The organism is Eubacterium sp. BL-380-WT-2B, assembly GCF_009696115.1.
Lineage (GTDB): Bacteria > Bacillota > Clostridia > Eubacteriales > Eubacteriaceae > Eubacterium > Eubacterium callanderi.
In genome coordinates, this window is the sequence record NZ_VUMP01000004.1 from 432,030 (window position 1) to 456,817 (window position 24,788).

Below are 24,788 nucleotides of genomic sequence, written 5' to 3' on the forward strand. Positions count from 1 at the left end.
ATACTGCGTGTAGTAAAGCCTGGGTAGTGTCGAAGTAGGCCAGGATTTGCTGCAGCTGAATTGAAAGGTAATTACAAATGAATTTTGAAGTACAAACCCTCAATAATATCTCTAAAAGAGGTCTTAAGTTATTAGATGAAAACTACACTGTTGCAGATGCTGTAGAAGCACCGGATGCCATTCTCGTGAGAAGTGCAAAAATGCACGATATGGATATTCCCGAGAGCGTTAAGTTTATTGGCCGCGCAGGCGCGGGCGTAAACAATATTCCAATCGATAAATGCTCTGAACTGGGGATTGTGGTCTGTAACTCTCCGGGAGCCAACGCCAACGCTGTTAAAGAGCTCGTGGCGCTGGGGATGCTGATGTCCTCCCGTAAGGTAGTGGACGGCGTCGAATGGACGAAAACACTGCTTTCTGAAACCGGCGATGTTGGAGCAGCTGTAGAAAAGGGAAAGAAGGCCTTTGTCGGGCCGGAATTGTACGGTAAAAAAATGGGCGTTGTCGGCCTTGGGGCTATCGGGGTACTGGTAGCGAACATGGCAGTAGATTTTGGTATGAAGGTCTACGGCTTCGACCCCTATTTATCCATTGAACATGCTTGGGGATTAAGCAGAAAAGTAAAACGGTCCACAAGCAAGGAAGCAATCTTTAAAAATTGCGACTATATCTCCTTACATATACCCTTCATGGAAGAAACCAAAAACTTTGTGGATGCAGACATTTTAAAGGAAACGAAAAAGGGCCTGCGTCTCATGAACTTTGCCCGCGGCGGTCTAGTCGACGATGCAGCCATCAAGACGGCTCTTGAAGACGGAACCGTTGCCGCATATGTTCTGGATTTCCCTAATGAAGAAACCTTAAAGATGCCGAATGTGATCAACATTCCCCATCTCGGCGCCTCCACACCGGAGAGCGAAGAAAACTGCGCGGTTATGGCTGTAGAAGAACTGCGCGAATACCTTGAAAATGGTAACATTGTAAACTCTGTAAACTATCCAAACTGCAGCATGGGTGTATGCAACAGCGTACACCGCATCACCGTCAATCACCGAAACATTCCGAACATGATCGGTCAGATCACTGCTGTGCTCGCGGGACACAACATCAATATCTCTGACATGACCAACAAAAACCGAGGTGAATGGGCGTATACCATGATCGACGTCGACAGCGAAGTGGGCGATAACGTGAAAGAAGCGTTAAAGACCATTGAAGGCGTCACCCGCGTCCGTGTTTTAAAATAAGGATAAGGAGAACGCGATATGGCAACAATCAGACCCTTTAAAGCCGTTCGTCCTGTTCCGGAAAAAGCCGCTGATGTGGCAGCGCTTCCTTACGATGTCTATAATCGTGAGGAAGCGGCTGCTGCCGTTTACGGCAAGTATGACTCTTTTCTGAGAGTTGACCGTCCGGAAAGCACCCTGGATCACCGCATGAATATGTACGATCCCTTTGTGTATGAGCAGGCAGCCAAGAACCTTCAGAAACTGTATGACCGCAGGGTCATCGCTCAGGATGAAACGCCGAGTCTTTATCTTTATGAGCTTGTTATGGACGGCAGAAGCCAGGTAGGCCTGGTTGCCTGTACGGCCATTGACGAATATCTGGACAACACCATTAAAAAACACGAGCTTACCCGTGAGGATAAAGAGCAGGACCGTATTAAGCATGTGGATGCCTGCAACGCCAACACGGGCCCTATCTTCCTGACCTACCGCGGACAGGAGGATATCAACGGCATTATTGCCGAAACCATGAAAAACAAACCGGTAGTTGACTTTACAGCCGACGATGGTGTTATCCACCGTGTCTGGGTCATCGACAATGAAGAAACCATCGGCCGTCTGGTCGAGGATTTCAAAAAAGTCGGTAATTTCTATATTGCCGACGGACATCACCGCTGCGCGTCTGCCGTTAAGGTAGGTCTCATGCGCCGCGAGGAGCGCCCGGATTATACCGGAGATGAAGAATTCAATTACTTCCTGTCTGTACTGTTCCCGGATGAACAGCTTGCCATCATGGACTATAACCGTGTGGTAAAGGATCTGAACGGCTTGACTGCAGATGCGTTCATCGAAGCGCTGGAAAAACAGTTTGACGTGGAAGAAAAAGGTACAGAGCCTGTCCATCCGCCTGCAAAGGGCACCTTTGGGATGTTCCTGGAGGGCAAATGGTATCTGCTGACCGCCAAGGAAGGCACCTATGCTGCCGACGATCCGGTGGGCAGCCTGGATGTGGCGATCCTGCAGAATAATATTCTGATACCTATTTTAGGCATTGAGGATATCCGCACCGATAAGCGCATTGACTTTGTCGGCGGTATCCGGGGCCTTGGTGAGCTTGAACGCCGTGTCGGCGAGGACATGAAGGTGGCTTTTTCAATGTATCCCACCGCGATTTCCGAGCTGATGGCCATCGCAGACGCTGATCTGCTCATGCCGCCGAAATCCACCTGGTTTGAACCCAAACTCCGAAGCGGGCTTTTTATCCATAACCTGGATTAAGCGAAGCGCTTGAGGAGGTTCAAGGCCATTATGGGGAAAATCAATTTAGGCATATTGCCGAAGCTCTTGCTGGGGATTCTGATCGGGATACTGGTCGGGTCCCTCGGCAATCTTTTTAACGTAAGCGATGCCCCGGCCTTTCGCCTGGTCATCGAAATCTCAGCGACGTTCACCTCGCTGTTCAGCACTTTTTTACAATTTTTGATCCCGCTTTTAATCGTCTCCTTTGTGGCAGTCGGTTTGGCAGATCTTGGCCAGAAGGCCAATAAACTTTTTCTTGTTACGCTGCTTTTGGCTTATTGCTCTACGGTGCTTGCGGGCCTTCTGGCGTATTTTTTTGGATACGCTGTACTCCCGCAGTGGATCAGCCCCATCAGCAGTATGAATACCAGTGGAACAGAGTTTTCACCGCTGTTTACCATCAGCGTCGATCCAGTATTTGGCGTTATGACGGCTTTGATCCTGGCCTTTGTGCTGGGGATCGGCCTTGCAAATATTAAGGGAGAGCGTCTGCTGGGCTGTCTGAAGGATCTACAGCAGATTATTACACTCACGCTGAAAAAGATCATTATCCCGCTGATCCCGGTTTATATCGCTACGCAGTTTGCCGGTATTGCCGCGTCGGGAGAGCTTTTTTCAACCATTAAGATGTTCATCATGCTCTTTGTCATGATCCTTGTTTTTCAGTGGGTTTATCTCCTTGTTCAGTTTGGCGTCGCATCGCTTTTAACAAGAGAAAATCAGTTCAAGAAGATCAAAAATATTATTCCGGCTTATTTTACCGCGCTGGGGACTCAGTCGTCAGCGGCAACCATTCCGGTTAATCTGGAATGTGCCTATAAGAATAAGATCACGAAGGACGTGGCAGATTTCTGCATCCCTCTGTGTGCGACCATTCATCTGGCCGGCGATACGGTCTGTCTGGTGCTTGGAACCATGGGCATTATGCTGGCAAGCGGGATGTCGCCGGATTTCGGCCTTTACCTGCCGTTTATCCTGATGCTGGGCGTCACGATGGTCGCAGCCCCGGGAGTTCCGGGCGGCGGTGTTATGGCAGCTCTTGGTATTATCGGCTCCATGCTTGGCTTTACTGAAAGCATGCAGTCTCTCATTATTTCGCTGCACTTTTCCCAGGACAGCTTTGGGACGGCAACGAATATTATGGGTGACCAGGCCATTGCCTTTGTGGTGGACGCCGTGGACCAGAAGCAAAGTGAAAGGCAGACAGAAGCCTGATAAGCAAAACCCCGTGGGTTCGCTGTTTGCGATCCCGCGGGGTTTTTTAAATATTTGGAAAAGCCGCGTTAATATTTTCTTGAAACAGACAGCCATATCGGATATACTTACTAAGTTACCGAGAAATTACAAGGAGAAATGAAATGAAGGAAAAAGAAAACATAACGGCCAGCGTCAGCAATATTTTCAAGCTTGACGGCCGTGTACCGGTCTCAAAGGCCATTCCTTTTGGTGTGCAGCATGTGCTGGCCATGTTTGTGGCTAATATTGCCCCGATCCTTATCGTGGCCAATGTCGCTGGGCTCAGTGAGGATCAGAAGGCCATGCTGGTGCAGAACGCCATGTTTATCGCCGGGATTGGGACGCTGGTACAGCTTTATCCCCTGTGGAAGCTGGGAGCCCGCCTGCCCATTGTCATGGGGATCAGCTTTACCTTTGTCACGATTTTGAGCTATGTCTCTGCCACCTACGGTTACGCGGCCGCCATGGGCGCGGTGCTTGTCGGCGGGCTCATCGAGGGGACGCTGGGACTTTTCGCCAAATACTGGCGGAGGATTATCTCGCCCATTGTGGCGGCCTGTGTGGTCACCTCTATCGGATTTTCACTGTTGATTGTGGGCGCAACCTCCTTTGGGGGCGGCAGCGGCAGTGAAACCTTTGGCTCAGCCCAGAATCTGATTCTGGGAAGCGTGACACTGGTGTGTTGCCTGCTGTTCAATATTTTTGCGAAATCCTACTGGAAGCAGCTCTCTGTGTTGTTTGGTCTGGTGGTCGGGTATATTCTCGCGATTTTTATGGGAGCTGTGGATTTTTCAGATATGAACAGTGTGGGGGTGATCGCCCTGCCGCAGTTCATGCCCTTTGTTCCAGAGTTTAATCTGGGCGCCATCATCGCTGTGACCCTGATCTTTCTGGTCTCAGCCACTGAGACCATTGGGGATACTTCTGCCATGACTGTGACAGGCCTGGGCAGAGATGTGACGGACCGGGAAATCTCAGGCTCGCTGGCCTGCGATGGTTATATGAGTTCTATCTCCTCTCTGTTTGGCTGTATGCCCATTACTTCTTTCAGCCAGAATGTCGGCCTTATTGCCATGACAAGGGTGGTCAACCGTTTTACCATTATGACCGGCGCCTGTGTCATGATTCTGGCTGGGCTTGTGCCAGTGGTCGGAAAGCTTTTCGCAACGCTGCCTGAAGCGGTGCTGGGAGGCTGCACCATCATGATGTTTGGCACCATTGTTGTCAGCGGTATCCAGATGATCACCCGCTGTGGCTTCAACCAGCGCAACACCATCATTGTGGCCCTTTCACTGAGCGTGGGGATCGGTTTTACCGAGGTCCCAGAGATTTTCACGATCTTCCCTCAGATGGTTCAGCAGGTTTTTGCGAATAATTGTGTGGCCATTGTCTTTGTGGTAGCCATTATCCTGAATCTGGTGCTGCCAAAGGATATGGAGGTCAAAGCGCCAGCAGCGGAAAAAAGCGAAGAAAATCCTGAAGCGGTTGCGGAATAGAAAAACTGAGAACCCCTCTGTCTGAGATCAGGCAGAGGTTTTTTTAATCTTTATCATTTCTTTAAACTTTATAAAAGCTAACCAAAAGGGTAGCGGTTATAATAGGGGTAACAAATCAAAGGGAGTGACCTGAATGTTAAAGATAAAAAATGTTTCAAAAACCTACGGCGACAAAAAAGTAAAGGCCGTTGACGATATTCACTTTGAGGTGCGGCCAGGTGAGATTTTCGGATTTGTGGGACCAAACGGCGCGGGCAAGACCACGACCATTAAAATGATTGTTACTCTGCTTAAGCCAGACAGCGGGCAGATATTTATTGGCGGTGTGGACAACAGCCAGGATATCATGGGCGCCAAGCAGCAGTTCAGCTATGTGCCGGATAATCCTGAGCTTTTTGAAAAGATCAAGGGGATCGAGTACCTGAACTTTATGGCCGACGTTTATGAGGTGCCGGAGGCGGACCGGGCAGCGCGTGCGGAAAAGTATCTGAAAATCTTTGAGCTTGACAAGGCAGTGGGGGATCCCATCAGCTCTTATTCTCATGGGATGAAGCAGAAAATTGCCCTGATCGGCGCTTTAATCCACGACCCGAATCTTTTTGTGCTCGATGAGCCCATGGTGGGCCTGGACCCTAAAGCCTCCTTTGAGCTGAAGAAAATTATGCGGGAAATGTGCGACCGTGGAAAATCAGTGTTTTTTTCCACCCATGTGCTGGATGTCGCCGAAAAGCTCTGCGACCGGATCGCCATTATCAACAAAGGACAGATTATCGAGATCGGCACCATGGATGAAATCCGGGCAAAGGTGGGCAGTAAGGAATCCTTAGAAAATATCTTCCTGGAGTTGACGGAAAAATGAAAGAAATTATCAGCTTGACCAAGCTTTTTATCAATACCAACCTGGGATTGTCTCTGATCCAGTATAACCGTAAAAACAATAAAAAGGCCTTTTTAAAGCAGGTTGGGCTGCCTGTCCTGGTGCTGGTGGCGATGCTGCCGCTCTATGGCCTGTACGTGGCATATATGGCTATGATGTACGCAGGCATGGCAGCCATCGGTCAGGTGTCTGTGCTTCTGCCTATGGCCTATACTGTGATTTCAGTGGTGATCATTTTCTTTGGCCTCGCCTATATTATGGCAGAGTTTTACTTTTCGGGCAGCGTCGAAATGCTTTTGCCTCTGCCCATTAAGCCGAGGAATATTATCATCGGTAAATTTGGCAGCATTATTTTTATGGAGGTACTGCTGTCCGCGGCGCTTATGCTGCCTCCGGCTGTTATTTACGGCATGGGGCAGGGAATGGGAATCCTCTATTACATGATGGCGCTGATCGTCATTGTCATATTGCCAGTGCTGCCTCTGGCGCTTGAAACGCTGCTGATTATGCTGCTGATGCGCAGCAACAGCTTTAAGGGAAAGAAGGATGTTTTCCAGATTGTCGCCCTGTTTGCGGTGCTGGCGTTTTTCCTGGGCCTGCAGATGTACCTGTCGAGCATGGCCGGCGGCAGCGATGACCCCATGACAATGGTCAACAGCATGCTTGCCGACAACGGCTATCTGTTTAAGATGATTACCCGGATGTATCCGGTCAGCCTGCTGGTGGCCCAGAGTCTCAACAGCATTACTTTGACAGGGATGCTCAGCCTGCTGGGGCTGTTTATTCTCACCGCGGCGGCCTTTGTCCTGATGGTTTTTGTGGGAGAAAGGGTCTATGTAAAAGGGCTGATCTCTGGCAAGGAAAGCGGCAGGGGTAAAAAGGCCCTGTCCGTTACGAAGCTGCAAAAGGCCCTGTCGCACCGGTCCGCTCCGGCGCTGGCAGTGTTTAAAATGGATATGCGCCTCCTGCTGAGGACGCCGATTTACTTTTTTAACAATGTATCGATTGTGGTGGTAGTGCCCTTAGTATTTTTGATGTCTATATTCTTCGGAAAATCCGGCGGAATGGACATTATGACCCTTGTGTCAGATTTTTATAAGGCGGCACCCGATGCCATGAACCTGATTCTGATCGTTGTATTCATGTTTTTCGGAAGTACAGCCTGTACCACAGCTACCACCTTCTCCCGGGAAGGCAAAAACATCTGGCTGACCTGCATCGTGCCAGTACGTCCGCTGGACCAGATGATCGGGCGTGGCCTGAGCGCTTTGTGTATTCAGTTGCTGGGCATTGTTTTTACGCTCATTCTGCTGGCGTTCATTACGCCGCTGACCCTTGGGACAGTGGTTGTTTCGCTGGTGCTTGGTACCATCGGCTCCTTCCCGCTGCTGGCCTTTGGCCTGATTGTGGATATGATGCGCCCGCTGCTCAACTGGGACAATCCGCAGAAAGCGGTCAAGAACAACATGAATGTCATGATTGCCATGATGGTGGGCTGGATCTACATGCTTCTGGTAGTGGGGATTTCCGCTGCCACAGGATTTTTCATCGCGCCGGTCTTCGGGTACAGCTTTTTCGCTGTTGTCTCCATTGTCATCAGCGTTTTGCTGCTGATGGTGGTTAAAAAGCATCTGGAAGAACGGATGCAGATGATGGATGTGGAATAACAACCGGCATTAAAAAAGCGCCTGACGGCTGTCAGGCGCTTTTTGCTTATGCTTCTTTGGTTTTTAATCTTTTTACAATGGCAGTGCGGGCGACTCCGATCATATAAAGGGAGCCGACAAACACGTTGATCCGGTCTTCTGCGCTCAGGTCGATGCTGTCCACTGCGGCTTCGATGGTGTCGTAGAAATTGACATTTTTGCCGTACTCACGGTGAATCAGCTCAGCCATCTTATCGGCTGGAAGGGCGCGGTCGTTTTCGGGTGTCAGGGCATGAACGTCGCCGGTCACAGGCATGAGGTATTTAAGGGCCAGGTCGATGTCCTTGTCGGCCAGCATGCCAAAATAAAGGTTAATCTTATTTCCCGGGAAATAGGTCTTGATGTTTTTGACAAAATACTCGATGCCGTTCGGGTTGTGGGCGCCGTCAATCAGAATAATGGGGTCGCGGTGAAGGATCTCAAATCGTCCGTGAAAGGTGACGTCTGAAAGACCGGCGGTAATGGCCGATGTGGGAATGGCATAACCCTTTTTCAACAGGATTTCCAGGGTGTTGAGCACGGTCAGACAGTTTAAAATCTGGTGCTCACCCAGAAGCTTCAGCCTGAACGTATCCAGTCCGGCAATAACGCCGGGCTTTTTATATTTCAGGACCTGCCCGTCAAGGCTTTCGGAAACCCGGCAGATATTGTCAGGGTTGACGATTGTGAAGGGCGCTTTCATGGATTGAGCATAGCTTACGATGACGTCCTCAGCTTCCTTTTCCTGAGGGTAGATGACGACGCTCGTCCCTTCCTTAATAATCGCGGCTTTCTCACCGGCAATTTTTCCGATGGTGTCGCCAAGGTAATCGGTGTGGTCCAGGCTGATGCTCATAATGACAACGGCCTCGGGAGAGGGAATGATGTTGGTGGCGTCCAGCCGGCCACCCATGCCAACCTCAACCACGCAGAGATCGGCTCCTTTTTCATAAAAATATTCAAAGGCCAGGGCGGTTTCGATCTCGAAGCCAGTGGGGTGCGGCTCACCCTTTGCCACCAGCGTGTCGCAGGCGGCCTGAACTTTTTTGGTTACCTGCATCAGGTCGTCATCCGGAATGGGGACATTGTTCAGCTGAACCCGCTCGTTAAAGGTTTCGAGGGCCGGGGAGGTGTAGAGACCTGTGGTGTACCCGGCGGTTTTGAGAATGGTGGAGAGCATGGTGCTCACCGAGCCTTTGCCGTTGGTACCAGCCACGTGGATACATTTCAGCTTGTCCTGCGGGTTGCCCAGTTCACTGAGCAGCAGGCCGATGCTTTCAAGGCCCAGCCGGATACCAAACTTCCCGTTGGATTCGATAAAGTCAATGGTTTCCTGTACATTCATTTTTCTGTTTTTTCTCCTTGGTTACCGGCAGGCCTTGACCCGGTCTTCGGTAATGATGATGTCCACACTCTTGTCATGGGGTTCCATGGGGATTTCATCATAAATAAAATCTTCACGGATCAGCGCGACGGTTTTGCAGTCGGGCCGGATGGTTTCAAGAAAACGGTCGTAATAGCCTCCGCCAAAGCCCATGCGGTTGCCCGCTTCGGTAAAAGCCATACCGGGTACCAGCACCAGATCCAGCTTTTCGGGCGCGACCACGCGGCGGCAGTCGTCCTTAACCTCCAGGATGCCATAATGCCCTTCCTCCAGATCACCCGGGAAGTTTAGAATCTCAGACAGGATGATGGTATGGTCCGCGGTGTTGCAGATCGGCACGACCACATGCTTGCCCTCGGCCAGTGCCCTCTCAATCAGGGCGTGGGTGTGGATTTCGGTGTCGAAGCTCACGTAGAGCATCATCCAGTCCGCGTCTTTGTATGCGTCGGAGTGAATGAAATTGTCAATGATCTGTGCGTCGATTTCCTTTGAGTAAATGTCAGAACGTTTCTTTAAGGTTTCCTGACGAAAAGCTTTTTTATCCATAATTTCTCCTTTGTGATTATACCTGCATTTTCTCCCATTATATCATCTCTTTTACACGGTTGATAGAGAAAAATTTTTGCATCGCGGGGTTAAATGCGCTATACTTATCTATGAATGAGGAAAATGAAAAACGGGACTTGAAAAAGTAATGAGGGGATTGCAAAATGAAAAGAAGAAAATTATTGGCCTGTGAGACGATTAAGGATGAAGTCGAGCTCATTAAGGAAAAATGCGGCGTCGACATTGAAACCGTCTGGATGGATAACACACTGCACGCTTACCCTGAAAACCTGAGGGACGCTCTTCAGGCAGAGATTGACAAGGCAGAGCCGGAGGCCGAGGAGCTGTTGTTTGCTTACGGCAACTGCGGCAATGGCCTGGTGGGGTTAAAAAGCAGCAGCGCAACCATGATCATTCCCAAATATGGGGACTGTATTGACATGTTTTTGTCGAACCTTGAAAATCTGGAGCGGGTGCGGACCACCACCTATTTTCTGACAAGGGGCTGGCTGGACGGCAAGCAGAGCCTGGAGTGGGAGATCGACTACAATTACAAACGCTTTGGCGAAAAGCGGGCCCGGAAAATCATGGACATGATCTACCGGCACTACAAATATCTGATGCTCATTGACACCGGCGCCTATGATCTTAACCAGGCGAAGCCAAGGGTGGATAAGATCGCTGAGACCATTAAGCTGGAACCGGTTGTTAAGCAGGGGGACATCAGCCCCATCGAAAAACTGCTGACGGGTAACTGGGATGAGGAACACTTCTGTGTGATCCCACCGGGGCGTGAGACTACCTATCATGATTTTGACGGCGCGAGCTTACGTTTACCTTGCTAAAACTTGTTTTTTTTGTTACAATTTAAATATATCTGTTACAATGCTTTCAGATTTCGACGTTTTTTAAAGTTTTTTATAAGTAAAATGACCTATAATAAGACAGCAGAAATAAATAATTTGTAAATTTTTATGAGGGCTGTGTAATAATTTGCATCCAGGCGGGTGCAGATGAGAGGGAGAATGTTAATGGGAAAAAGAAAAAAGGAGCATCATTTTTTTTCGATGCTGAAAAGTATTTTCAGGGATACGGCTCAAAGCATTGAGCGGAATAATCTGATGAGTATTGCCTCCATTCTTTCTGTTGTCGCGGCTCTGATCATTCTGGGGATTTTTGTGATCTTCACCGTGAATCTCCAGCACATTACAGAAAATGTGGAATCAGCCATGGAGCTGCGTGTTTTTATGAAAACAGAATACACAGAGGATCAGAAAACCTCGGTTGAGACAGCGCTTCGCGGTAACAGCCAGGTGACAGGCATCTCCTTTGAGAGCAAGGACGAAGCCCTGGAAAAATTCTCTTCAAGCCTTGATGATTATTCAGGCCTTTTAAAAGGATACGACAGCAGCAATAACCCGATGGCCGCATCGTTTATTGTCCAGGTGCAGAATCCGGAGGACCTGGGGAGCGTCAAAAGCTTTGCCGAAGGGCTGGCGTCCCAGGGGGTCGATTATGTCAAATATGGTGAGGAATACGTCAATGCGCTGGTAAGCTTCAGTAAGTTCAGCAATACGCTGTGTATTGTCATACTGGCAGTGCTTTCCGTCATTTCGGTCTTCATTATTTATAACACCATCAAGCTGACCTGCTTTGCTAGAAGAAGGGAAATAGGGGTCATGAAGTATGTTGGCGCAACGGACTGGTATATCCGGCTGCCCTTTATACTGGAAGGGACCTTTCTCGGATGTCTCGGGGCGCTGGTGGCTATGCTGATTATACGCACAGGTTACTACTATGCCATTGCCTATGTCACCAACGCGGTCAATATGCCTATGAACAGCGACCTGGTATCTCCGGCGCTGATTATGGGGCCGATTTTTGTGTTCTGTCTGGTGTACGGTATTATTATCGGCGCCTTTGGCAGTTTGTTCTCAATCAGGAAATTTTTAAATGCTTAGAGATAAATGTGTAATTGTTAGTACAAAGAAGGAGAGATAAGTAAGGTCTATGAAGAAAAAAATGTGTGGTTTTCTGGCAGGATTATTATGTTTTCTGATGATCTGCACCCCTGTTTTTGCGGAGGGGAATGACGATTTGATGGCAAAGCTGAAAGAGAGTGCGCAGAGAATTAAAGATATGTCGTCTCAGATGGAGGCGACTAAAACCAGTATGGCTGAAATTGAAAAACAGGTCAACGAGTCAAATGCGGCCATCGACGCCATCAACAGCCAGATCGCGGATCTGGATGCCCGTATGGCAGACCGTAAGGCGCAGATCGCCGTGCTGCAGGAACAGCAGGACAAACAGGAAAAGGAACTGGAAGAGCGTCTCCGTGTCATGTACATGTACGGGAATGACGGTTACCTCCAGGTGCTGTTCTCCTCTAATAATTTCACGGATTTTATTGCCCGGGCCGATATGATGAAAAATGTCATGCAGGCCGATAAGGACGCGGTAACCGCCCTTGAAAACACGAAAAAAGAGCTGGAAGAAAAAAATGCTGGACTGGAAGCGGATAAAGCAGCGGCAGAACAGGCTAAAGCGGTTCAAAATGAAGCGAAAGAACAGCAGAATCAGCTGCTGGCAAAAAACCAGGCACTGATTGAGGAATACAAGGCCGGTATCGCGGCTGAACAGGCAGCGGCGGACAGCATTGCCAAGCAGATGGGCGGAGAAAAGGCGAGTGATTTTATCCAGACAGGTGAGTATTACTGGCCCATCTCACCGGATAACTCTCAGGCCTTTAATATCAGCAGTCCCTTTGCCGGACGTATCCACCCGATTACGGGCGAATGGTCCAACCATCAGGGCGTTGACGTAGCTGTGAGCTACGGCACCCCTATTCTGGCAGCTGGCGACGGTACGGTTTCCATCGCCGGGGATAACGGCGGTTATGGCAACTGCGTGGTCATCAACATGGGGACAGATGGCAGTGGTAATAAGCTGGCCACGCTGTACGGCCATATGTCTTCAATCGCTACCTCAGTGGGTGCGACTGTCTCCAAAGGCGACATCATCGGCTATGTGGGCAGCACTGGTAATTCCACCGGCCCCCATCTTCACTTTGGCTGGATGGTTAATGATAATTTTGTCGATCCATTGGCTTATTATCCGGGACAAAACTGGAACTACGTAGAATAGTTATTCCGCATCCGGGGCCATTTCATCCAGAAGCTTTTCAGCGAGGCGTTTGTAATTAAGGCTCTGCTGAAACAGCAGCAGACACATCAGCATTGAATCCGTCGATTCCATATTGGACTCGGCGGTTTTTTCTTTGGCATTTTTGACGACGCGGCGCGCGTCGTCCTTCAGTGCGCCGAGCTGTCCGGCCTGGCTGTCTAGGAATTTTTGGTATACAAACTGAAGCTTTTCGTGATCCACCGACTCTCCATCCCTGAGAAAGCCAAAAAGTGTTTTGATATCCTCCATGGAGGTTACCTGCTTCAGCTGGTAGATCAGAAGCATGAGGAGCACATGGTCCACTGTGTACTTTTTCTTCTGGGCCGGGATTAAAAGCTTGTTTTTAGTATAGTTGTTAATCATGGTCTTAGTCAGCAGCTTGTCCTCAGGCCTGCGCTTTGTGGGCGCCAGATGCTTTTCAAAAAGTGTGATGAGCTGGTCCATGTAAAGGTCCAGATCCGGGATGTCCTGTATGGTGATGTGGCTGTCAAGCTGCAGGCTGTCAATCAAGTCTAAAATTTGTTCTTCTGTCATGGAGACCTCCTTGTTATTTCTATTTATTTTACGCTAACGCCACAAAAAAGACAATATCAAAAACGCATTTGACATTGTATACAGATTGTGATATATTTTAAAGAACGCAATACATAGTTTTAAAAACTACATAAGGAGTGACACAAAATGATTGAAAAATTCAGAGACCCGATGAGTGCGCTGACCCACTTGATCGGAGCCGTCTTATCCGTAATCGGCACCATCGCCATGCTGGTCCTTATCACTGTGGAAAAAGAAGTCAATGCTCTGACACTGACCTCGGTGCTGGTCTTTGGACTTGGCCTGATCGCCCTGTATACGACCAGCTTCACCTACCATGCCGTCCACGGTTCACCTGAAAAAATCATGCGCATGAAAAAAACCGACCATTCCATGATTTTCCTGCTGATCGCCGGCTCTTATACACCCTTCTGCCTCCTGTGCCTGACAGGTGTGACCCGGGTGGCGCTGATGAGTGCAATCTGGGCGGTTGCGGTGATTGGCGTGCTGATGATGGTTTTCTGGATTAATATGCCCCGGTGGCTGAACACAGGCCTCTATATTTTCATGGGCTGGTTTGCCCTTTTTGCCCTCAAGCCCCTCTACGACGCGCTGCCCACCGGCGGCTTTGTGTTTTTACTGCTCGGCGGCATTATGTATACGGTGGGTGGGGTTATGTATGGCCTTAAAAAGCCCAATATATGGCCAGAGTTCGGTTTTCATGAGGTGTTCCATGTCTTTGTCATGCTTGGGAGCCTGTGCCACTATTACGCTGTTTTCCGCTATATTTTGATGCCGTCCTGAATTGTGGCATTGTTCATATAGAATTTTGGACGCCAGAAATTTCCATAACAACGCATAACCACTAACTTCGCAGAGATAAAGGAATTCTTTAGCGGTAAAGAATATTTTATATAAATATAGTTGAATAAAAATAAATATTTATTCAAAAATGCCTACCAGAGGCTAAAGAGTATGCCGGTTTTGAAGTATTACCCTCAGATGTTAGTCGTTATGCGTTGTTATGGACTGGTTTATGGAAATGATTTTTGCTGCTGTTGATGAAACCGCAATGTCTTGTTTGAAGGCATTGTGGTTTTCATATTTTAGAAAAGGTTTTCTGGAATAAATTTACTTGTTAAGGGTAAATAACTTATCGGGTTTGTGTTAAAATAATAAATGCCATGTAAAATCTTAGGAAAATCTTCATAATTTGGATTGTATTTTCTTAACTTTTATGGTGTATTATAAAGGTAAATCAAGTTTAATACAGGGGAGCTGAACACTTAATGAACAAACCGACACACCTGATATTTGGAGAAATTATCTGGAAATACCTTGACGAAAACTATGGAATTACATTGAACCGTGCCGGCTTTCTGCTGGGAAATATCGCGCCGGACCTCACTTTTAGCTTTGTCCTTCATCCCCATGAAAGGAAATATGCCTCTGAGCATCTGAGAGCTGCCATCGACGCAGCCATAAAGGCTGGCGATATTATGGACTTCGATGCCGGGTTTTTTCTGGCAGAACGCCTTGGCAGCATCTGTCACTATTGCGCCGATTTTTTCTGCGAGGCCCACACCGAGCGCTATGAAGGAAACCTGAAGGAACATATTCTGTTTGAGAAAAGCCTGTACCGCTACTGCGCGCACAACGAGAAGGCACTGGGCGAGACCATGCGGCAGCCCAGAAGCTTTTCCGTTTCCGGAACCGGTGACATCTTCCGGAAGATTGAGGAAATGAACGACGCCTATCTGGCCGGAAGCCCCTCCTGCAGAGCCCAGGCAGAAGGCGCCCTGTCCGCCTGCCTCCAGACCGTTGGCACCATCATGACCACGCGCTACTACGCCGCCTTTAATGTGGAACCGGGCTTTTTAGTCCATTAAAAAAACCTGCGAGATGAATCGCAGGTTTTTTGTTTATTGGGATTAATTCATGGCTTCCTCGATGGAAGCAGGAATGACAGTTTTATGCGGGTTCAAGTGATATTTTGTGTCTTAAGTGAGTATTATAGACCTTTTTTTATTTAAGTTTATTGTTACTTATTGATCTTTTCAATTTCGCTTTTTAGCTGTTCCATTGTACGGTGTGTATAGACTTTCTCGGTAACATCTTCGATCGCATGCCCTACGATTAATTTGAGAATATATTCATCCATATTTGCCTCTTTGGCGAAAGTTACAAAAGAGTGTCTTGTGTCATGTGGTTTGTGATCAAAGCCAAATTTGGCATTAATCTTTTTAAAGCGACCACGATATTTTTCATATGTCATGTACGTCCCTTGCTGTCCGTTTTCATCATTAAAAAGGTATTTATTCCTTTTATCATATATCGATGAAATAAGAGGAAATATCTTCGAATGAATGGGGACGCAACGGTTTTTTCCAGCATCTGTTTTGAGCCCTCCGAACATTGTGCGTTCCTCCAGATTGATATCTTCAGTTTTTAAAGATGCCAACTCTTGAGGGCGCCACCCTGAATAGATTCCTATAAGTATCATTTTAACGAATGGAAATTCGAGATTATCCCATAAGACTTGAAGCTCTTTATCCGTGAAAACGGTCCTTTTAATTTTAGGTTTTGGCGCCTTGATGCTATCACAAAGCTCAGCGTAATTCTTATCGATTATTTCATGTTTCATAGCATATTTGTACATGAGATTAAAGAGGGACTTTATGCGTCCCTTTGTGGAATCGCCTACCTTTGCATTTTTAATTGTTTGCTCGAGATGATTTACGCGGATCGCTTTCATTTTCATGTTATAAAGCGGTTCGCAATAACGATACGCGCTTTTCCAGGTACGAACCGCGCTCGGGACAATGGCCTCAAAATGTTCCTCAGACCACTTTTCATATACTTCTTTAAATGTTAATTGATCTTGTGCAAGATCATACGGATTTTTGTTGTAATCAGCGAGGGCTTCTAGTGCTGCCTTTCTGGTGGGATAGTACCCAATTGATTTGTAAAGTTGCTTTGTTTTTCCGGTTGGAAGTAACTCGCAGCCGATCGTAACCCTTGCCCGCCAAGGATTTCGCCGGTTGCCAGGAAGCTTTGAAACGCCCCCATAGCCGTTTGGTAATCGCATAAAATATCACTCCTTTTTCTTTTTTTGGGCATAAAAATGCCCGGTATATTGGAAAATACCGGGATAATGTGGTACAATTAACTTGCTTAGGGTAGATTGTACCGGTCCTATCCCGGGAATCTATGTTATCGCCTCTTACCTTGCAGGGTAGGGGGCGTTATTTTTATTTACTGGTTTATACGAACGTAATTATCATAAGCAATCTGCTGTAAATGATTATACAGATTGGTTATATCATATTTTTTTTTGGAAATTCGAATTTGCGAGAGTCCATGCTTAATGAGTGCGCTTTATGGTACGGGGTCGTAATATAGCGAATAGTGATTTCACTATCATCAATACCAGCGCCAGCGGTCTCAGCTTCAACGCCTACGATTGAATCAAGATAAATCGACTTGATGCTCATTTTTTTACCTGTAGCGCCTTGCTTGTCAAAATCAATGATCCGGCGATCAGTAACAACAAAAACGTCTCTCAGTAGTTGATACCCGATTTTTACCGTTTCACCAGACATTAAATACATACCGTATTCAGACTGTACCTTTTCCTTGTTCATTTCCTGGGCGTTTCCCATTAAACCTTGAGCGATTCCGCCGCCTGCTGATTTTGATGTTTTTTCCATCAGATTGCTGGTTTTGTCCATTAAATCTTTTAAAGCCATCATTTCCTCCTGATTATTCTTTTTTAGTAGCTTTTGTAGAAATTGAGTGATCGTCCCTGTTCATCAAAACACAGGGACGATTTTACTTATTGCGGAAGATTAGCAATTGCGTAATCCGCTTCTTCTTGGGTGAACTTTTCACCGTATTCAGACGTTAATTGATCCCTGATTGCTTCTGGGGACATGGCCATGGTTTCTTGGTATGATTTAGCTTTTTGCAGGGCATTGTAATTATAGTCCGCATCTAAATTGTCAACCGCATATTGTGCAGCTTCAGCTGAAAATTTTTCTCCGTACTCCGATGTGAGTTGATCATAAAGACCCTGTTTTGACATGTACATGGTGTCACTGTAAGATTTAGCTTTTTTTAGAGCCGATTTATACTCTGTTGGAACATCAGGTGTTGGTTCAGGTGTCGGTGCTGCGGTTGCGGACACGTTAGCACTTGGCTGCGCTTGACTTTGTGTGGTTGGTTCTGGCTGTGTTGTTTGTGTTGGCTTGGGAGTGAACAATGTGGTCAACCAAATGATCGAATAAATAGCAAGAACTATTGTTAATACAATTCTTGCTGTTTTTCCAAATTGCTTATTAACCCACATCATAATGAGCCCAGCGGGTGGTATAAAGATGATCAGTAAAATTACAAACCAATTCTTCTTGTAAAAAGGTGTTTTTTCAACACTACCGCCGTTGTTCATTTCTTCATTCATTTCTTTTTCCTCCTAAAAATATAGATATTATCATTATACACTAATAGAGGATAGATGAAAATGTTTTCTAGCATTTTACTAAAGTTTTGTCCTAGTATCATATCACTATCTCAATGTCGGCAGAATGGAAGAGTTTTTTGTTAAACAAAAAGATTTGAAAGTTCTGAAAATGAGCTGATCACATCTGCTGTTTTTAGAAGGTCCCGTTTCTTTCCATATTTAAAAAATTCGCGATTAAAGGCAAGCCCGTTTTGTTTACAGTAAAAATACAGTTCTACTTTTTCTCTCTGCATTTCCCAGATGGCCTGATCTTTTTTTCCGGCATGGACGGTTCTTTTTCTGAAAAAGGTGTTCCATCTTCTTTGGGCGGCCGCATTGGAGACTCGGAATATCTCGGCTATATCAGCACAGGCGCCATTAAAATCCTTGACGATCCGGTATAGGCTGTAGTCGGGCATAAACAACTGTCCGGTGAAGCAATGCGCCTCTGCTTCTTCTTTATCTTCGTCTTTTTCGTGCTCTAAATAAATGTGGCCAATTTCGTGCGCCATGGTCCATTGCTGCCGCTCAAAGGAACGACGGTCTTCATTATAGAGTACAAGATAAAAATCATCGCCTTTAACGGTACATCCTTCTTTAAGAAGTCTGTTTTTCCCAAACATTACCCGCCGGATCGGAACACCAACCCGTACACAATAACCTTGAACAGAATCAAAATATATGGTTCGGTCATACTTTAATTTTCTTATGTCAAGATGAAATGTGAAAAGGTCATCCTGTCGGTAGAGCAGGTCTGTGGCGGCCTCGATACACTTGTCAAAGTCCGGCTTTTTCGCATAACCGTTATTCATCACCTTTGATTCCTTTGGCTTTTAAGTATAAATCAATTGTATTCTCAAAGAGATTAATGATATCTTCGCGTTCTTCCTCTGAAACGTCGTTTGCTTTTCTGCAAAGAACCAGCAATTTTCTTTCGGTTTCATTTTTGGCGTAGTCTTTTTCGGTAGAGGTATTCTCGTCGTTGGATTCTTTTCCGGTCATAAGATAATCGATTGAGACACCAAAATAGTCAGCAAGTTTTTGCATTTTATCTTGTTTTGGTGTGTATTTCCCATTTTTCCAATTCGAGAGCGTAGCTGTTCCAATGCCAGTATCTTTGGCTACTTTGTAAGCAGTAACACCGCGCTCACGCAACAATTTTTCAAAAATTTCGTACATAGTTTCCTCGCTTTTTTAAAATAACTTAGAAAAATAAGTTATTTATCATTGACACACTTAGAAAGCTATGCTATAGTATAGATATAGCTTAGATAACTAAGTTATCCATACAAGAGATAGCTTTGATTTCTTATTAACTTAGTTGGTAACTTAATTATATAAGAAATCTAAGCTATTGTCAATATAAATTTGGAAAGGGGGCATAGTCTTGTACGAAAGGTATGCGTCGCTAAGAGACAAATATAATATTACGGATTATAAAGTATCGAAGGATACAGGTGTTTCAACCGCAACTTTATCGAGTTGGAAGAGTGGAGCGTATACTCCAAAGATCGACAAACTAAAAACTCTCGCTGATTACTTTGGCGTTCCGATTGAGTATTTTTTAGAAGATTAAATCAAAAACCCGCCGGTAGCATTAACAGGGTCGCAACCCTCGTTAAATCCTCCTCAAAATATAGAACGTATCAAGCTTGCCTTGGTTAAACACACGCTAACAGACTTTTACCATAACGCGGCCCTGTTAATCGTACCGGTGGGGGAAAGGAAAACAGAATGAGATATGATCCGGAAAAACGCCTTTCGGTGAAGGAGGCGGCTGAACGCTTATGTGCTACTGAAGACTATGTGAGGCGAGCAATGCGGCAAGGAACCTTGAATATTGGCTCTTTTGTGCAGAACCCAGGAGGAAAATACACGTACCATATTTCACCAAAGCTGTTGGAAGAGTATATCGGGCATCATGGAACTTTTAATCAGGAGGCCGCTTCATGAACCTATCAACAGCCGGCCTGCCCTTCGTCCTCCTCGGCATCGCCGTCTACATCGGCATCTGCCTGGCAGTCCGGAAGGGGTGGCTATGGAAGGATTGATCTATATTTACTGGGCGGGGAGACTCGCGGAAACGACCGGATGGCTGACCGTGATCGGGTTGGTGTTGGTTCCGGTGGTGATTGAGATTTTTAAGGAGGTGAGCAGGAAATGAAAATAAACCACTATATTACAAAATATAAAGAAAATGAAAAACGCTTTGCGGAGGCGTGGATACAAATAGATATTTTTGGTAAATGCTTTTGTTTGTGGAGGAAACGAATCGAAATATAAAGCCACCGCTAAGGACAGTGGCTGGTTACTATTTCTTTTGCAAATAAAAAGGCCCCACAAGAACAGAGAGGAGTGATATGTGTGGGGCTAAGAGAAACTAATATGTGTAAAGTATAGCACGGAGAGGAGTAAAAGTCAATGAGCCGGGAAACACTGAAAAAAGCCCGCAAGGATGCGGGCATGACGCAGAAGCAGGTGGCGGAGTATTTGTCCGTAGGCGAGAGGCATTATAAAAAAATAGAAAGCGGAGAAATCGTTGGAAGCATCGCTTTGTGGGACAGGCTAGAAGATTTGTTTAAAATTCATCAAAGAAAACTCCGTGAGCTTTCAACCAGTTATCGCGACAAAGTAAGTAATCAATAGATACGTCTAAAATGTCGGATATTTTAACTAATCCCTCAATTGTGGGTTTAGCATCACCGCTTTCATATTTACGATAGTTTCGAATCCCGGTTTGGAGAGAATCGGCCATGTACTGTGCGGTAATGCCACGCTTTTTTCGAACAGCATTTAAGCGTTTTGGAAACATCAAAAAGACCTCCTAAAAAATTATCATTGACAGTGCCATAATAATACACTATAATAACAATCAAAATAAGTGCCATAATATGGCACTGTAATTGACAGGAGGAACTCATGAAAATCGAAATTACCGGAAGTCGTTGTATTAATTGTAATAAATACACCCAGTATTATACGCACACATGGAACGGGGGATTTGACCCGATCGACTGCGGATTCTGCGGAATGCGCCAGTGTACCACCCGGCCGGGGAACCGATGTAAGCATTATCGGGAAGCGGCGAACGTGAGTGTGTATTACCCGATTGAGAAAAATTTAGAAGGAGAACAAAATGAAAGCATTAAGAATTTTTGAGAATGAAACGTTTGGAAAGGTTCGAACCGCTGTTATTGATAACGAACCTTGGTTTGTAGGAAAGGATGTTGCAGAAGCGTTAGGCTATGCAGATACCTCGGATGCGATGAAAAGACACGTTGACAATGAAGATAAGCTGACCCGGCGTTTCACCGACTCAGGTCAAAGTCGCGCAATGTACATTATTAACGAATCTGGTCTATATAGCCTGGTCTTATCGAGCAAGCTCCCGTCCGCAAAACAATTTAAGCGCTGGGTAACTTCCGAAATCTTGCCCACCCTTCGCAGAACAGGCACCTACTCTACAAAAGAAACACAGCAAGCGGACGAGGTCAAAATCCTCAATGCGAAGTCCCGGGCGATGAATGCTGAAGCCCGATTAAAAACCGCCGATTGTAAGCGCGCAGAACTGCTTTACAAGCTCTCACAGGTAGACACCTTATCCAAAACTTACACGCCGGTTTTGGTCGCCAAAGCCGCTGATATTGTTAATGGCGGGGAACTGATCCCGCTCCCAAAGGTGACCCGTAAAACGTACACAGCCACCGAGGTCGCTGAAGTCTTTGGTGTGAGTGCCAACAAGATCGGCCGCATTGCCACAAAGCACCACTTAAAGACCGAGCGATACGGCGAGTGGTACCGAGATGTGGCAAAAGGCGGAAAAAAGGAAGTGGACACCTTTAGATACTATGAGTGCGCAATTTCGGTGTTCAAACGGATTTTAGAACAGGAACAGGAAGCGCAGGCGTAACAATGATGCCATACAGCGGGATTCCACCATAGCAAAAACCGTGCTACGCCATATTATTCACCTTTATAAGTCAAAAGCCTTATCCGCAGGCTCAAAACGCGGAAATAAAAATTAAATCGGTTTGTAAAGCTATTTATTAACAGTCCCGGGGAGCGTCGGGTAATCCGCTCACTTCAATTTAAGTCGTAATTTTGTTATTGTCTCATACAATCCCGGCACGGCAGCGGGTGGCCTGCCTGAATCGCTTTAATGGATTTTGAAAAGCCGGAGGGCAGGGCACTGTCACTCCGGCGGATAAATGTTTTAATTTTTATGAAAATAAAAAAAGTCCTTACGCCGGAACAGCAAATAAGGACTTGGAAAAAATTAGTTATTAAAAGTATATACCCTTTGGAGGAAAAATGCAAATGGATTTTCCGTATGAGAAGCAATGCACTTATGAGTCGCATTGGCCGATGAAGCGGCAGAAAGGAAGGGAATAATGAGAATGTTTGAAAGTGTATCGCCCTTAAAAGCTTTAGAAATGGTAAAGGCGCATGTGGTGGCCTCAAATGGCCAGATTGAAGCGCAAGCTGAGTCACTTCGATTGTTGATCTGGAGAAATGCAGAATTGGAGATTGAAAATAGAATGCTCCAAGACCGCAACAATGAACTCCAAGCTAAACTGGAGGCGTTAAAAAATGATCGAGCATCCTGACATTACCAGAGCGCTCCAGACCGGCTACCCCGATGTGGACATCGAATATCCGCCGCATTGCCCAGCCTGTGGTTGCGAGTGCGATTATTTTTACCGGGACTATTCGGGAGCGGTTTTCGGCTGTGAAAACTGCGTGGAGCGGGTGGATGCGGAGGCAGACGATGAAACGTAACGTAGAAGTGCTTGAGGCGGCTAAACGCCTTGACGCCTATAAAATCAAGATGTTAAAAGGCAACCCGCACCTGTCGGCAGATATTGAGACCGTGCTTCGGTATGTGCGGGAGGCGATGGAGGAAGATAAATGAAACCCTATGAAATGAACGAAGTCTATGAAATATCCGAAACCTACAGAGGCGTCATTGCAGCCATTGAAAATGAGGAATGCACCGCTGATGCCATGGCCGAGGCGCTTGCCATCATTGAGGATGAATTCGAAAGCAAGGTAGACGCTGTGGCTTGCCTGATCAAAAACATGAAAGCCAGAGCAAGCGCTATAAAAAATGAAGAACAAGCCCTTCAAAAACGGCGAAAGACCACGGAGAAGCGCGCCGAATGGCTGGAATCCTGTTTGGCAGAGACGCTGCTGCAAAATGGTGAAAAGAAGCTAGAAACACCCCGAAACAAGCTCTCATTTATCCCGTCCGTAAGCGTCTTTATTGACGATGAACTGGAGCTGAAAGCCATGCATCCTGAGCTGACAACCGTTAAGACTATTGTCACCCCAGACAAAAATGCCATCAAGGCAGAGCTTAAAAAAGGGATGAAGATCAACGGTGCGTATCTGGTTGAAAAACAGAATTTACAGATTAAGTGAGGTAAAAAATGAGTACCGTTATATTAATCATGGGAGAGCCCGGACAGGGGAAAACCACTTCCATGCAAAACCTGAACCCCGAGACCACCGTCTATTTTGACTGCGATAAAAAAGGCCTGCCATGGCGGGGCTGGCGCAAGCAGTACAACAAAGAAAAAGAAAACTACTTCGCCACCAGCAACGCCGGAGCGATCTATAATGCGCTCGAAAGCATCGACAAAGAAAAGCCTGAAATTAAAACGGTTGTCGTCGACACTTTGAACTGGATTATGATCGATGAAGAGTTTAAGCGTATGAAAGAAAAAGGATATGATAAATGGCAGGATTTAGCGTTTTCTGTAAAAGCGCTGATTTCTAAAGCAAAACAACTCAGGGACGATTTAACGGCTGTTTTTGTTGCACATACTCAGACAGAAACTGACGATAGCGGAATGATTTTTACACGAATGAAGACCAGTGGGAGAAAGCTGGAAAAGATCAGTGTTGAATCGATGTTTAACACCGTATTGCTGGCAAAATGTGTTGATGGACACTATTTTTTCGAGACACAGGCGCGCAACAGCACAGCGCGCAGCCCGATGGGCGCCTTTGAAACATTCGAAATTGACAACGACATTGTCGAAGTAATTAAAGTATTGGAGGAATTTTAAATGTTAACCAAACCACAGAACTATGAACAAACCGCAGCCATTGAAGGCGGCGGCGAGACCCTGCAGCCCGGCGGCTACATTTGCAAGATTTTACGCGTACAGGAGCGAATGAGCCGAGGCGGAAACCCCATGTTCGTCTTCGAGTTTGATATTGCCCAGGGAAACCGGGCAGGGTTCTTTAAACGCAAGTACGAAAATAGTACCAAAATGAACGCCAACGCAAAATGGGGAGGCAGCCTGTATCAAAGCGTGAGCAGCGACTACGGTGTCGGACGCCTAAAAGGTATGATCACCGCCATCGAACACAGCAATCCCGGTTTTCGCTTCAACTGGGACGATCCGCAGAACGAACGCACCCTGACGGGCAAGCTGGTAGGCGTCGTATTCGGGGAAGAGGAATACCTGAATGACAAAAACGAAAAGAAAAAAGCCACCAAACCCTTCTGGATGTGCTCCGCTGACAAGATTCGCGAAGGCGTCGAAGTGCCAAAGCCAAGACTGCTCAAAGAAGAAGACAGCATACCGGCAGCAAGCAGCATCCCTTTAGATTTTGATGAAGACTTTAAACTAATGGCCGATGATGACGAAGTGCCCTTCTAAAAACGGGAAAAATAAGATAATCAGAAAGGAGGTGGCCCCTTGAATTACATTGCAGAGTTAAATGCATTCGACCGATGGCTCGAAACAAATTACTTGCCCGCACTGTCCGAGTTGCTGTGGCGCAAAATGGTTGCGCTGTTCAATAGATGT

General features: G+C 46.5%; 32 protein-coding genes. 23 read left to right on the plus strand and 9 right to left on the minus strand.

Annotated features, from left to right (window positions below; all coding sequences use genetic code 11):
• Positions 1–77: 77 nt before the first annotated feature.
• The 6 genes from FYJ53_RS10230 (at position 78) to FYJ53_RS10255 (ending at position 7,804) form a co-directional block, all read left to right on the plus strand.
• Positions 78–1,247 (plus strand): phosphoglycerate dehydrogenase, encoded by a 1,170-nt coding sequence (locus tag FYJ53_RS10230; RefSeq protein ID WP_013379066.1) that lies wholly within the window; start codon positions 78–80, stop codon positions 1,245–1,247.
• Positions 1,248–1,265: 18 nt separating this feature from the next.
• The gene (locus FYJ53_RS10235) at positions 1,266–2,507 is read left to right on the plus strand and encodes a DUF1015 domain-containing protein (protein WP_013379067.1); all 1,242 of its coding nucleotides are present in this window, start codon (positions 1,266–1,268) and stop codon (positions 2,505–2,507) included.
• 30 nt (positions 2,508–2,537) lie between these two features.
• Complete coding sequence (locus tag FYJ53_RS10240; RefSeq protein WP_148427635.1) at positions 2,538–3,743, plus strand: dicarboxylate/amino acid:cation symporter; 1,206 nt, start codon at positions 2,538–2,540, stop codon at positions 3,741–3,743.
• A gap of 143 nt (positions 3,744–3,886) precedes the next feature.
• The gene (locus FYJ53_RS10245; protein ID WP_013379069.1) at positions 3,887–5,260 is read left to right on the plus strand and encodes a uracil-xanthine permease family protein; all 1,374 of its coding nucleotides are present in this window, start codon (positions 3,887–3,889) and stop codon (positions 5,258–5,260) included.
• Between the two features lie 133 nt (positions 5,261–5,393).
• The gene (locus FYJ53_RS10250) at positions 5,394–6,119 is read left to right on the plus strand and encodes an ABC transporter ATP-binding protein (protein ID WP_090410795.1); all 726 of its coding nucleotides are present in this window, start codon (positions 5,394–5,396) and stop codon (positions 6,117–6,119) included.
• Positions 6,116–7,804, plus strand: coding sequence for a hypothetical protein (locus tag FYJ53_RS10255; RefSeq protein WP_148427633.1), 1,689 nt, complete (start codon positions 6,116–6,118; stop codon positions 7,802–7,804). Before FYJ53_RS10250 ends, FYJ53_RS10255 begins: the two co-directional genes overlap by 4 nt.
• Before the next feature lie 46 nt (positions 7,805–7,850).
• Here the strand turns inward: FYJ53_RS10255 and FYJ53_RS10260 are convergent, their stop codons facing one another.
• Positions 7,851–9,167 carry a folylpolyglutamate synthase/dihydrofolate synthase family protein gene (locus FYJ53_RS10260; protein WP_148427631.1) on the minus strand — a complete coding sequence of 439 codons (1,317 nt, stop codon included), beginning with the start codon at positions 9,165–9,167 and terminating at the stop codon, positions 7,851–7,853.
• Between the two features lie 21 nt (positions 9,168–9,188).
• Positions 9,189–9,752, minus strand: coding sequence for a 5-formyltetrahydrofolate cyclo-ligase (locus FYJ53_RS10265; protein ID WP_148427629.1), 564 nt, complete (start codon positions 9,750–9,752; stop codon positions 9,189–9,191).
• Between the two features lie 164 nt (positions 9,753–9,916).
• Between FYJ53_RS10265 and FYJ53_RS10270 the strand changes: the two genes are divergently transcribed.
• The 3 genes from FYJ53_RS10270 (at position 9,917) to FYJ53_RS10280 (ending at position 12,896) form a co-directional block, all read left to right on the plus strand.
• Positions 9,917–10,597, plus strand: coding sequence for a DUF1638 domain-containing protein (locus FYJ53_RS10270; RefSeq protein WP_148427627.1), 681 nt, complete (start codon positions 9,917–9,919; stop codon positions 10,595–10,597).
• Positions 10,598–10,783: 186 nt separating this feature from the next.
• Entirely contained in the window at positions 10,784–11,713 is a 930-nt protein-coding gene (ftsX, locus tag FYJ53_RS10275; RefSeq protein WP_123876033.1) for a permease-like cell division protein FtsX, read from the plus strand.
• A 49-nt stretch (positions 11,714–11,762) separates the two neighbouring features.
• The gene (locus FYJ53_RS10280; protein ID WP_013379076.1) at positions 11,763–12,896 is read left to right on the plus strand and encodes a murein hydrolase activator EnvC; all 1,134 of its coding nucleotides are present in this window, start codon (positions 11,763–11,765) and stop codon (positions 12,894–12,896) included.
• On the opposite strand, the gene FYJ53_RS10285 is transcribed toward FYJ53_RS10280, so the two are convergent.
• Positions 12,897–13,469 (minus strand): DUF1836 domain-containing protein, encoded by a 573-nt coding sequence (locus FYJ53_RS10285; RefSeq protein ID WP_090410799.1) that lies wholly within the window; start codon positions 13,467–13,469, stop codon positions 12,897–12,899.
• A gap of 147 nt (positions 13,470–13,616) precedes the next feature.
• Here FYJ53_RS10285 and FYJ53_RS10290 point away from each other — a divergent pair, with 147 nt between their 5' ends.
• Complete coding sequence (locus FYJ53_RS10290; protein WP_148427625.1) at positions 13,617–14,273, plus strand: hemolysin III family protein; 657 nt, start codon at positions 13,617–13,619, stop codon at positions 14,271–14,273.
• Positions 14,274–14,758: 485 nt separating this feature from the next.
• Positions 14,759–15,358, plus strand: a complete 600-nt coding sequence (locus FYJ53_RS10295; RefSeq protein ID WP_148427623.1) for a zinc dependent phospholipase C family protein — start codon at positions 14,759–14,761, stop codon at positions 15,356–15,358.
• A 152-nt stretch (positions 15,359–15,510) separates the two neighbouring features.
• Here the strand turns inward: FYJ53_RS10295 and FYJ53_RS10300 are convergent, their stop codons facing one another.
• The 5 genes from FYJ53_RS10300 to FYJ53_RS10320 form a co-directional block, all read right to left on the minus strand.
• Positions 15,511–16,557 (minus strand): tyrosine-type recombinase/integrase, encoded by a 1,047-nt coding sequence (locus FYJ53_RS10300; RefSeq protein ID WP_038350808.1) that lies wholly within the window; start codon positions 16,555–16,557, stop codon positions 15,511–15,513.
• 229 nt (positions 16,558–16,786) lie between these two features.
• Positions 16,787–17,218: a PH domain-containing protein gene (locus FYJ53_RS10305; protein ID WP_243143969.1), complete on the minus strand. Its 432-nt coding sequence runs from the start codon at positions 17,216–17,218 to the stop codon at positions 16,787–16,789.
• An 86-nt stretch (positions 17,219–17,304) separates the two neighbouring features.
• Positions 17,305–17,928 carry an Ltp family lipoprotein gene (locus tag FYJ53_RS21490; protein ID WP_073382694.1) on the minus strand — a complete coding sequence of 208 codons (624 nt, stop codon included), beginning with the start codon at positions 17,926–17,928 and terminating at the stop codon, positions 17,305–17,307.
• A 140-nt stretch (positions 17,929–18,068) separates the two neighbouring features.
• Complete coding sequence (locus FYJ53_RS10315) at positions 18,069–18,779, minus strand: ImmA/IrrE family metallo-endopeptidase (protein WP_073382697.1); 711 nt, start codon at positions 18,777–18,779, stop codon at positions 18,069–18,071.
• Complete coding sequence (locus FYJ53_RS10320; protein WP_154557298.1) at positions 18,772–19,146, minus strand: helix-turn-helix domain-containing protein; 375 nt, start codon at positions 19,144–19,146, stop codon at positions 18,772–18,774. The genes FYJ53_RS10315 and FYJ53_RS10320 overlap by 8 nt, the downstream gene beginning before the upstream one ends.
• A gap of 208 nt (positions 19,147–19,354) precedes the next feature.
• Between FYJ53_RS10320 and FYJ53_RS10325 the strand changes: the two genes are divergently transcribed.
• From FYJ53_RS10325 to FYJ53_RS10335, 4 genes are all read left to right on the plus strand, one after another.
• Entirely contained in the window at positions 19,355–19,543 is a 189-nt protein-coding gene (locus tag FYJ53_RS10325) for a helix-turn-helix transcriptional regulator (RefSeq protein WP_154557299.1), read from the plus strand.
• Between the two features lie 158 nt (positions 19,544–19,701).
• Positions 19,702–19,920, plus strand: a complete 219-nt coding sequence (locus FYJ53_RS10330; RefSeq protein ID WP_073382699.1) for a hypothetical protein — start codon at positions 19,702–19,704, stop codon at positions 19,918–19,920.
• Between the two features lie 85 nt (positions 19,921–20,005).
• Positions 20,006–20,131, plus strand: coding sequence for a hypothetical protein (locus FYJ53_RS21670; protein ID WP_256369816.1), 126 nt, complete (start codon positions 20,006–20,008; stop codon positions 20,129–20,131).
• Between the two features lie 257 nt (positions 20,132–20,388).
• Positions 20,389–20,613: a helix-turn-helix transcriptional regulator gene (locus tag FYJ53_RS10335; RefSeq protein WP_154557300.1), complete on the plus strand. Its 225-nt coding sequence runs from the start codon at positions 20,389–20,391 to the stop codon at positions 20,611–20,613.
• On the opposite strand, the gene FYJ53_RS21840 is transcribed toward FYJ53_RS10335, so the two are convergent.
• Positions 20,546–20,779 (minus strand): helix-turn-helix transcriptional regulator, encoded by a 234-nt coding sequence (locus FYJ53_RS21840; protein WP_154557301.1) that lies wholly within the window; start codon positions 20,777–20,779, stop codon positions 20,546–20,548. The genes FYJ53_RS10335 and FYJ53_RS21840 overlap by 68 nt on opposite strands.
• Before the next feature lie 107 nt (positions 20,780–20,886).
• On the opposite strand from FYJ53_RS21840, the gene FYJ53_RS10345 reads away from it, so the two are divergent.
• From FYJ53_RS10345 to FYJ53_RS10380, 8 genes are all read left to right on the plus strand, one after another.
• Positions 20,887–21,126: a hypothetical protein gene (locus FYJ53_RS10345; RefSeq protein ID WP_154557130.1), complete on the plus strand. Its 240-nt coding sequence runs from the start codon at positions 20,887–20,889 to the stop codon at positions 21,124–21,126.
• On the plus strand, positions 21,104–21,877 hold the full coding sequence (locus FYJ53_RS10350) for a BRO family protein (RefSeq protein WP_154557302.1): 774 nt from the start codon (positions 21,104–21,106) through the stop codon (positions 21,875–21,877). The genes FYJ53_RS10345 and FYJ53_RS10350 overlap by 23 nt, the downstream gene beginning before the upstream one ends.
• 481 nt (positions 21,878–22,358) lie before the next feature.
• The gene (locus FYJ53_RS10355) at positions 22,359–22,574 is read left to right on the plus strand and encodes a hypothetical protein (protein ID WP_154557303.1); all 216 of its coding nucleotides are present in this window, start codon (positions 22,359–22,361) and stop codon (positions 22,572–22,574) included.
• Positions 22,558–22,746: a hypothetical protein gene (locus FYJ53_RS10360; RefSeq protein WP_154557304.1), complete on the plus strand. Its 189-nt coding sequence runs from the start codon at positions 22,558–22,560 to the stop codon at positions 22,744–22,746. Before FYJ53_RS10355 ends, FYJ53_RS10360 begins: the two co-directional genes overlap by 17 nt.
• Complete coding sequence (locus tag FYJ53_RS10365; protein ID WP_154557305.1) at positions 22,736–22,879, plus strand: hypothetical protein; 144 nt, start codon at positions 22,736–22,738, stop codon at positions 22,877–22,879. Before FYJ53_RS10360 ends, FYJ53_RS10365 begins: the two co-directional genes overlap by 11 nt.
• Positions 22,876–23,388: a siphovirus Gp157 family protein gene (locus FYJ53_RS10370; protein ID WP_154557306.1), complete on the plus strand. Its 513-nt coding sequence runs from the start codon at positions 22,876–22,878 to the stop codon at positions 23,386–23,388. Before FYJ53_RS10365 ends, FYJ53_RS10370 begins: the two co-directional genes overlap by 4 nt.
• 8 nt (positions 23,389–23,396) lie before the next feature.
• The gene (locus FYJ53_RS10375; protein WP_154557307.1) at positions 23,397–24,038 is read left to right on the plus strand and encodes an AAA family ATPase; all 642 of its coding nucleotides are present in this window, start codon (positions 23,397–23,399) and stop codon (positions 24,036–24,038) included.
• Positions 24,039–24,638: a DUF669 domain-containing protein gene (locus FYJ53_RS10380; protein ID WP_154557308.1), complete on the plus strand. Its 600-nt coding sequence runs from the start codon at positions 24,039–24,041 to the stop codon at positions 24,636–24,638.
• The last annotated feature ends 150 nt before the right edge of the window (positions 24,639–24,788 follow it).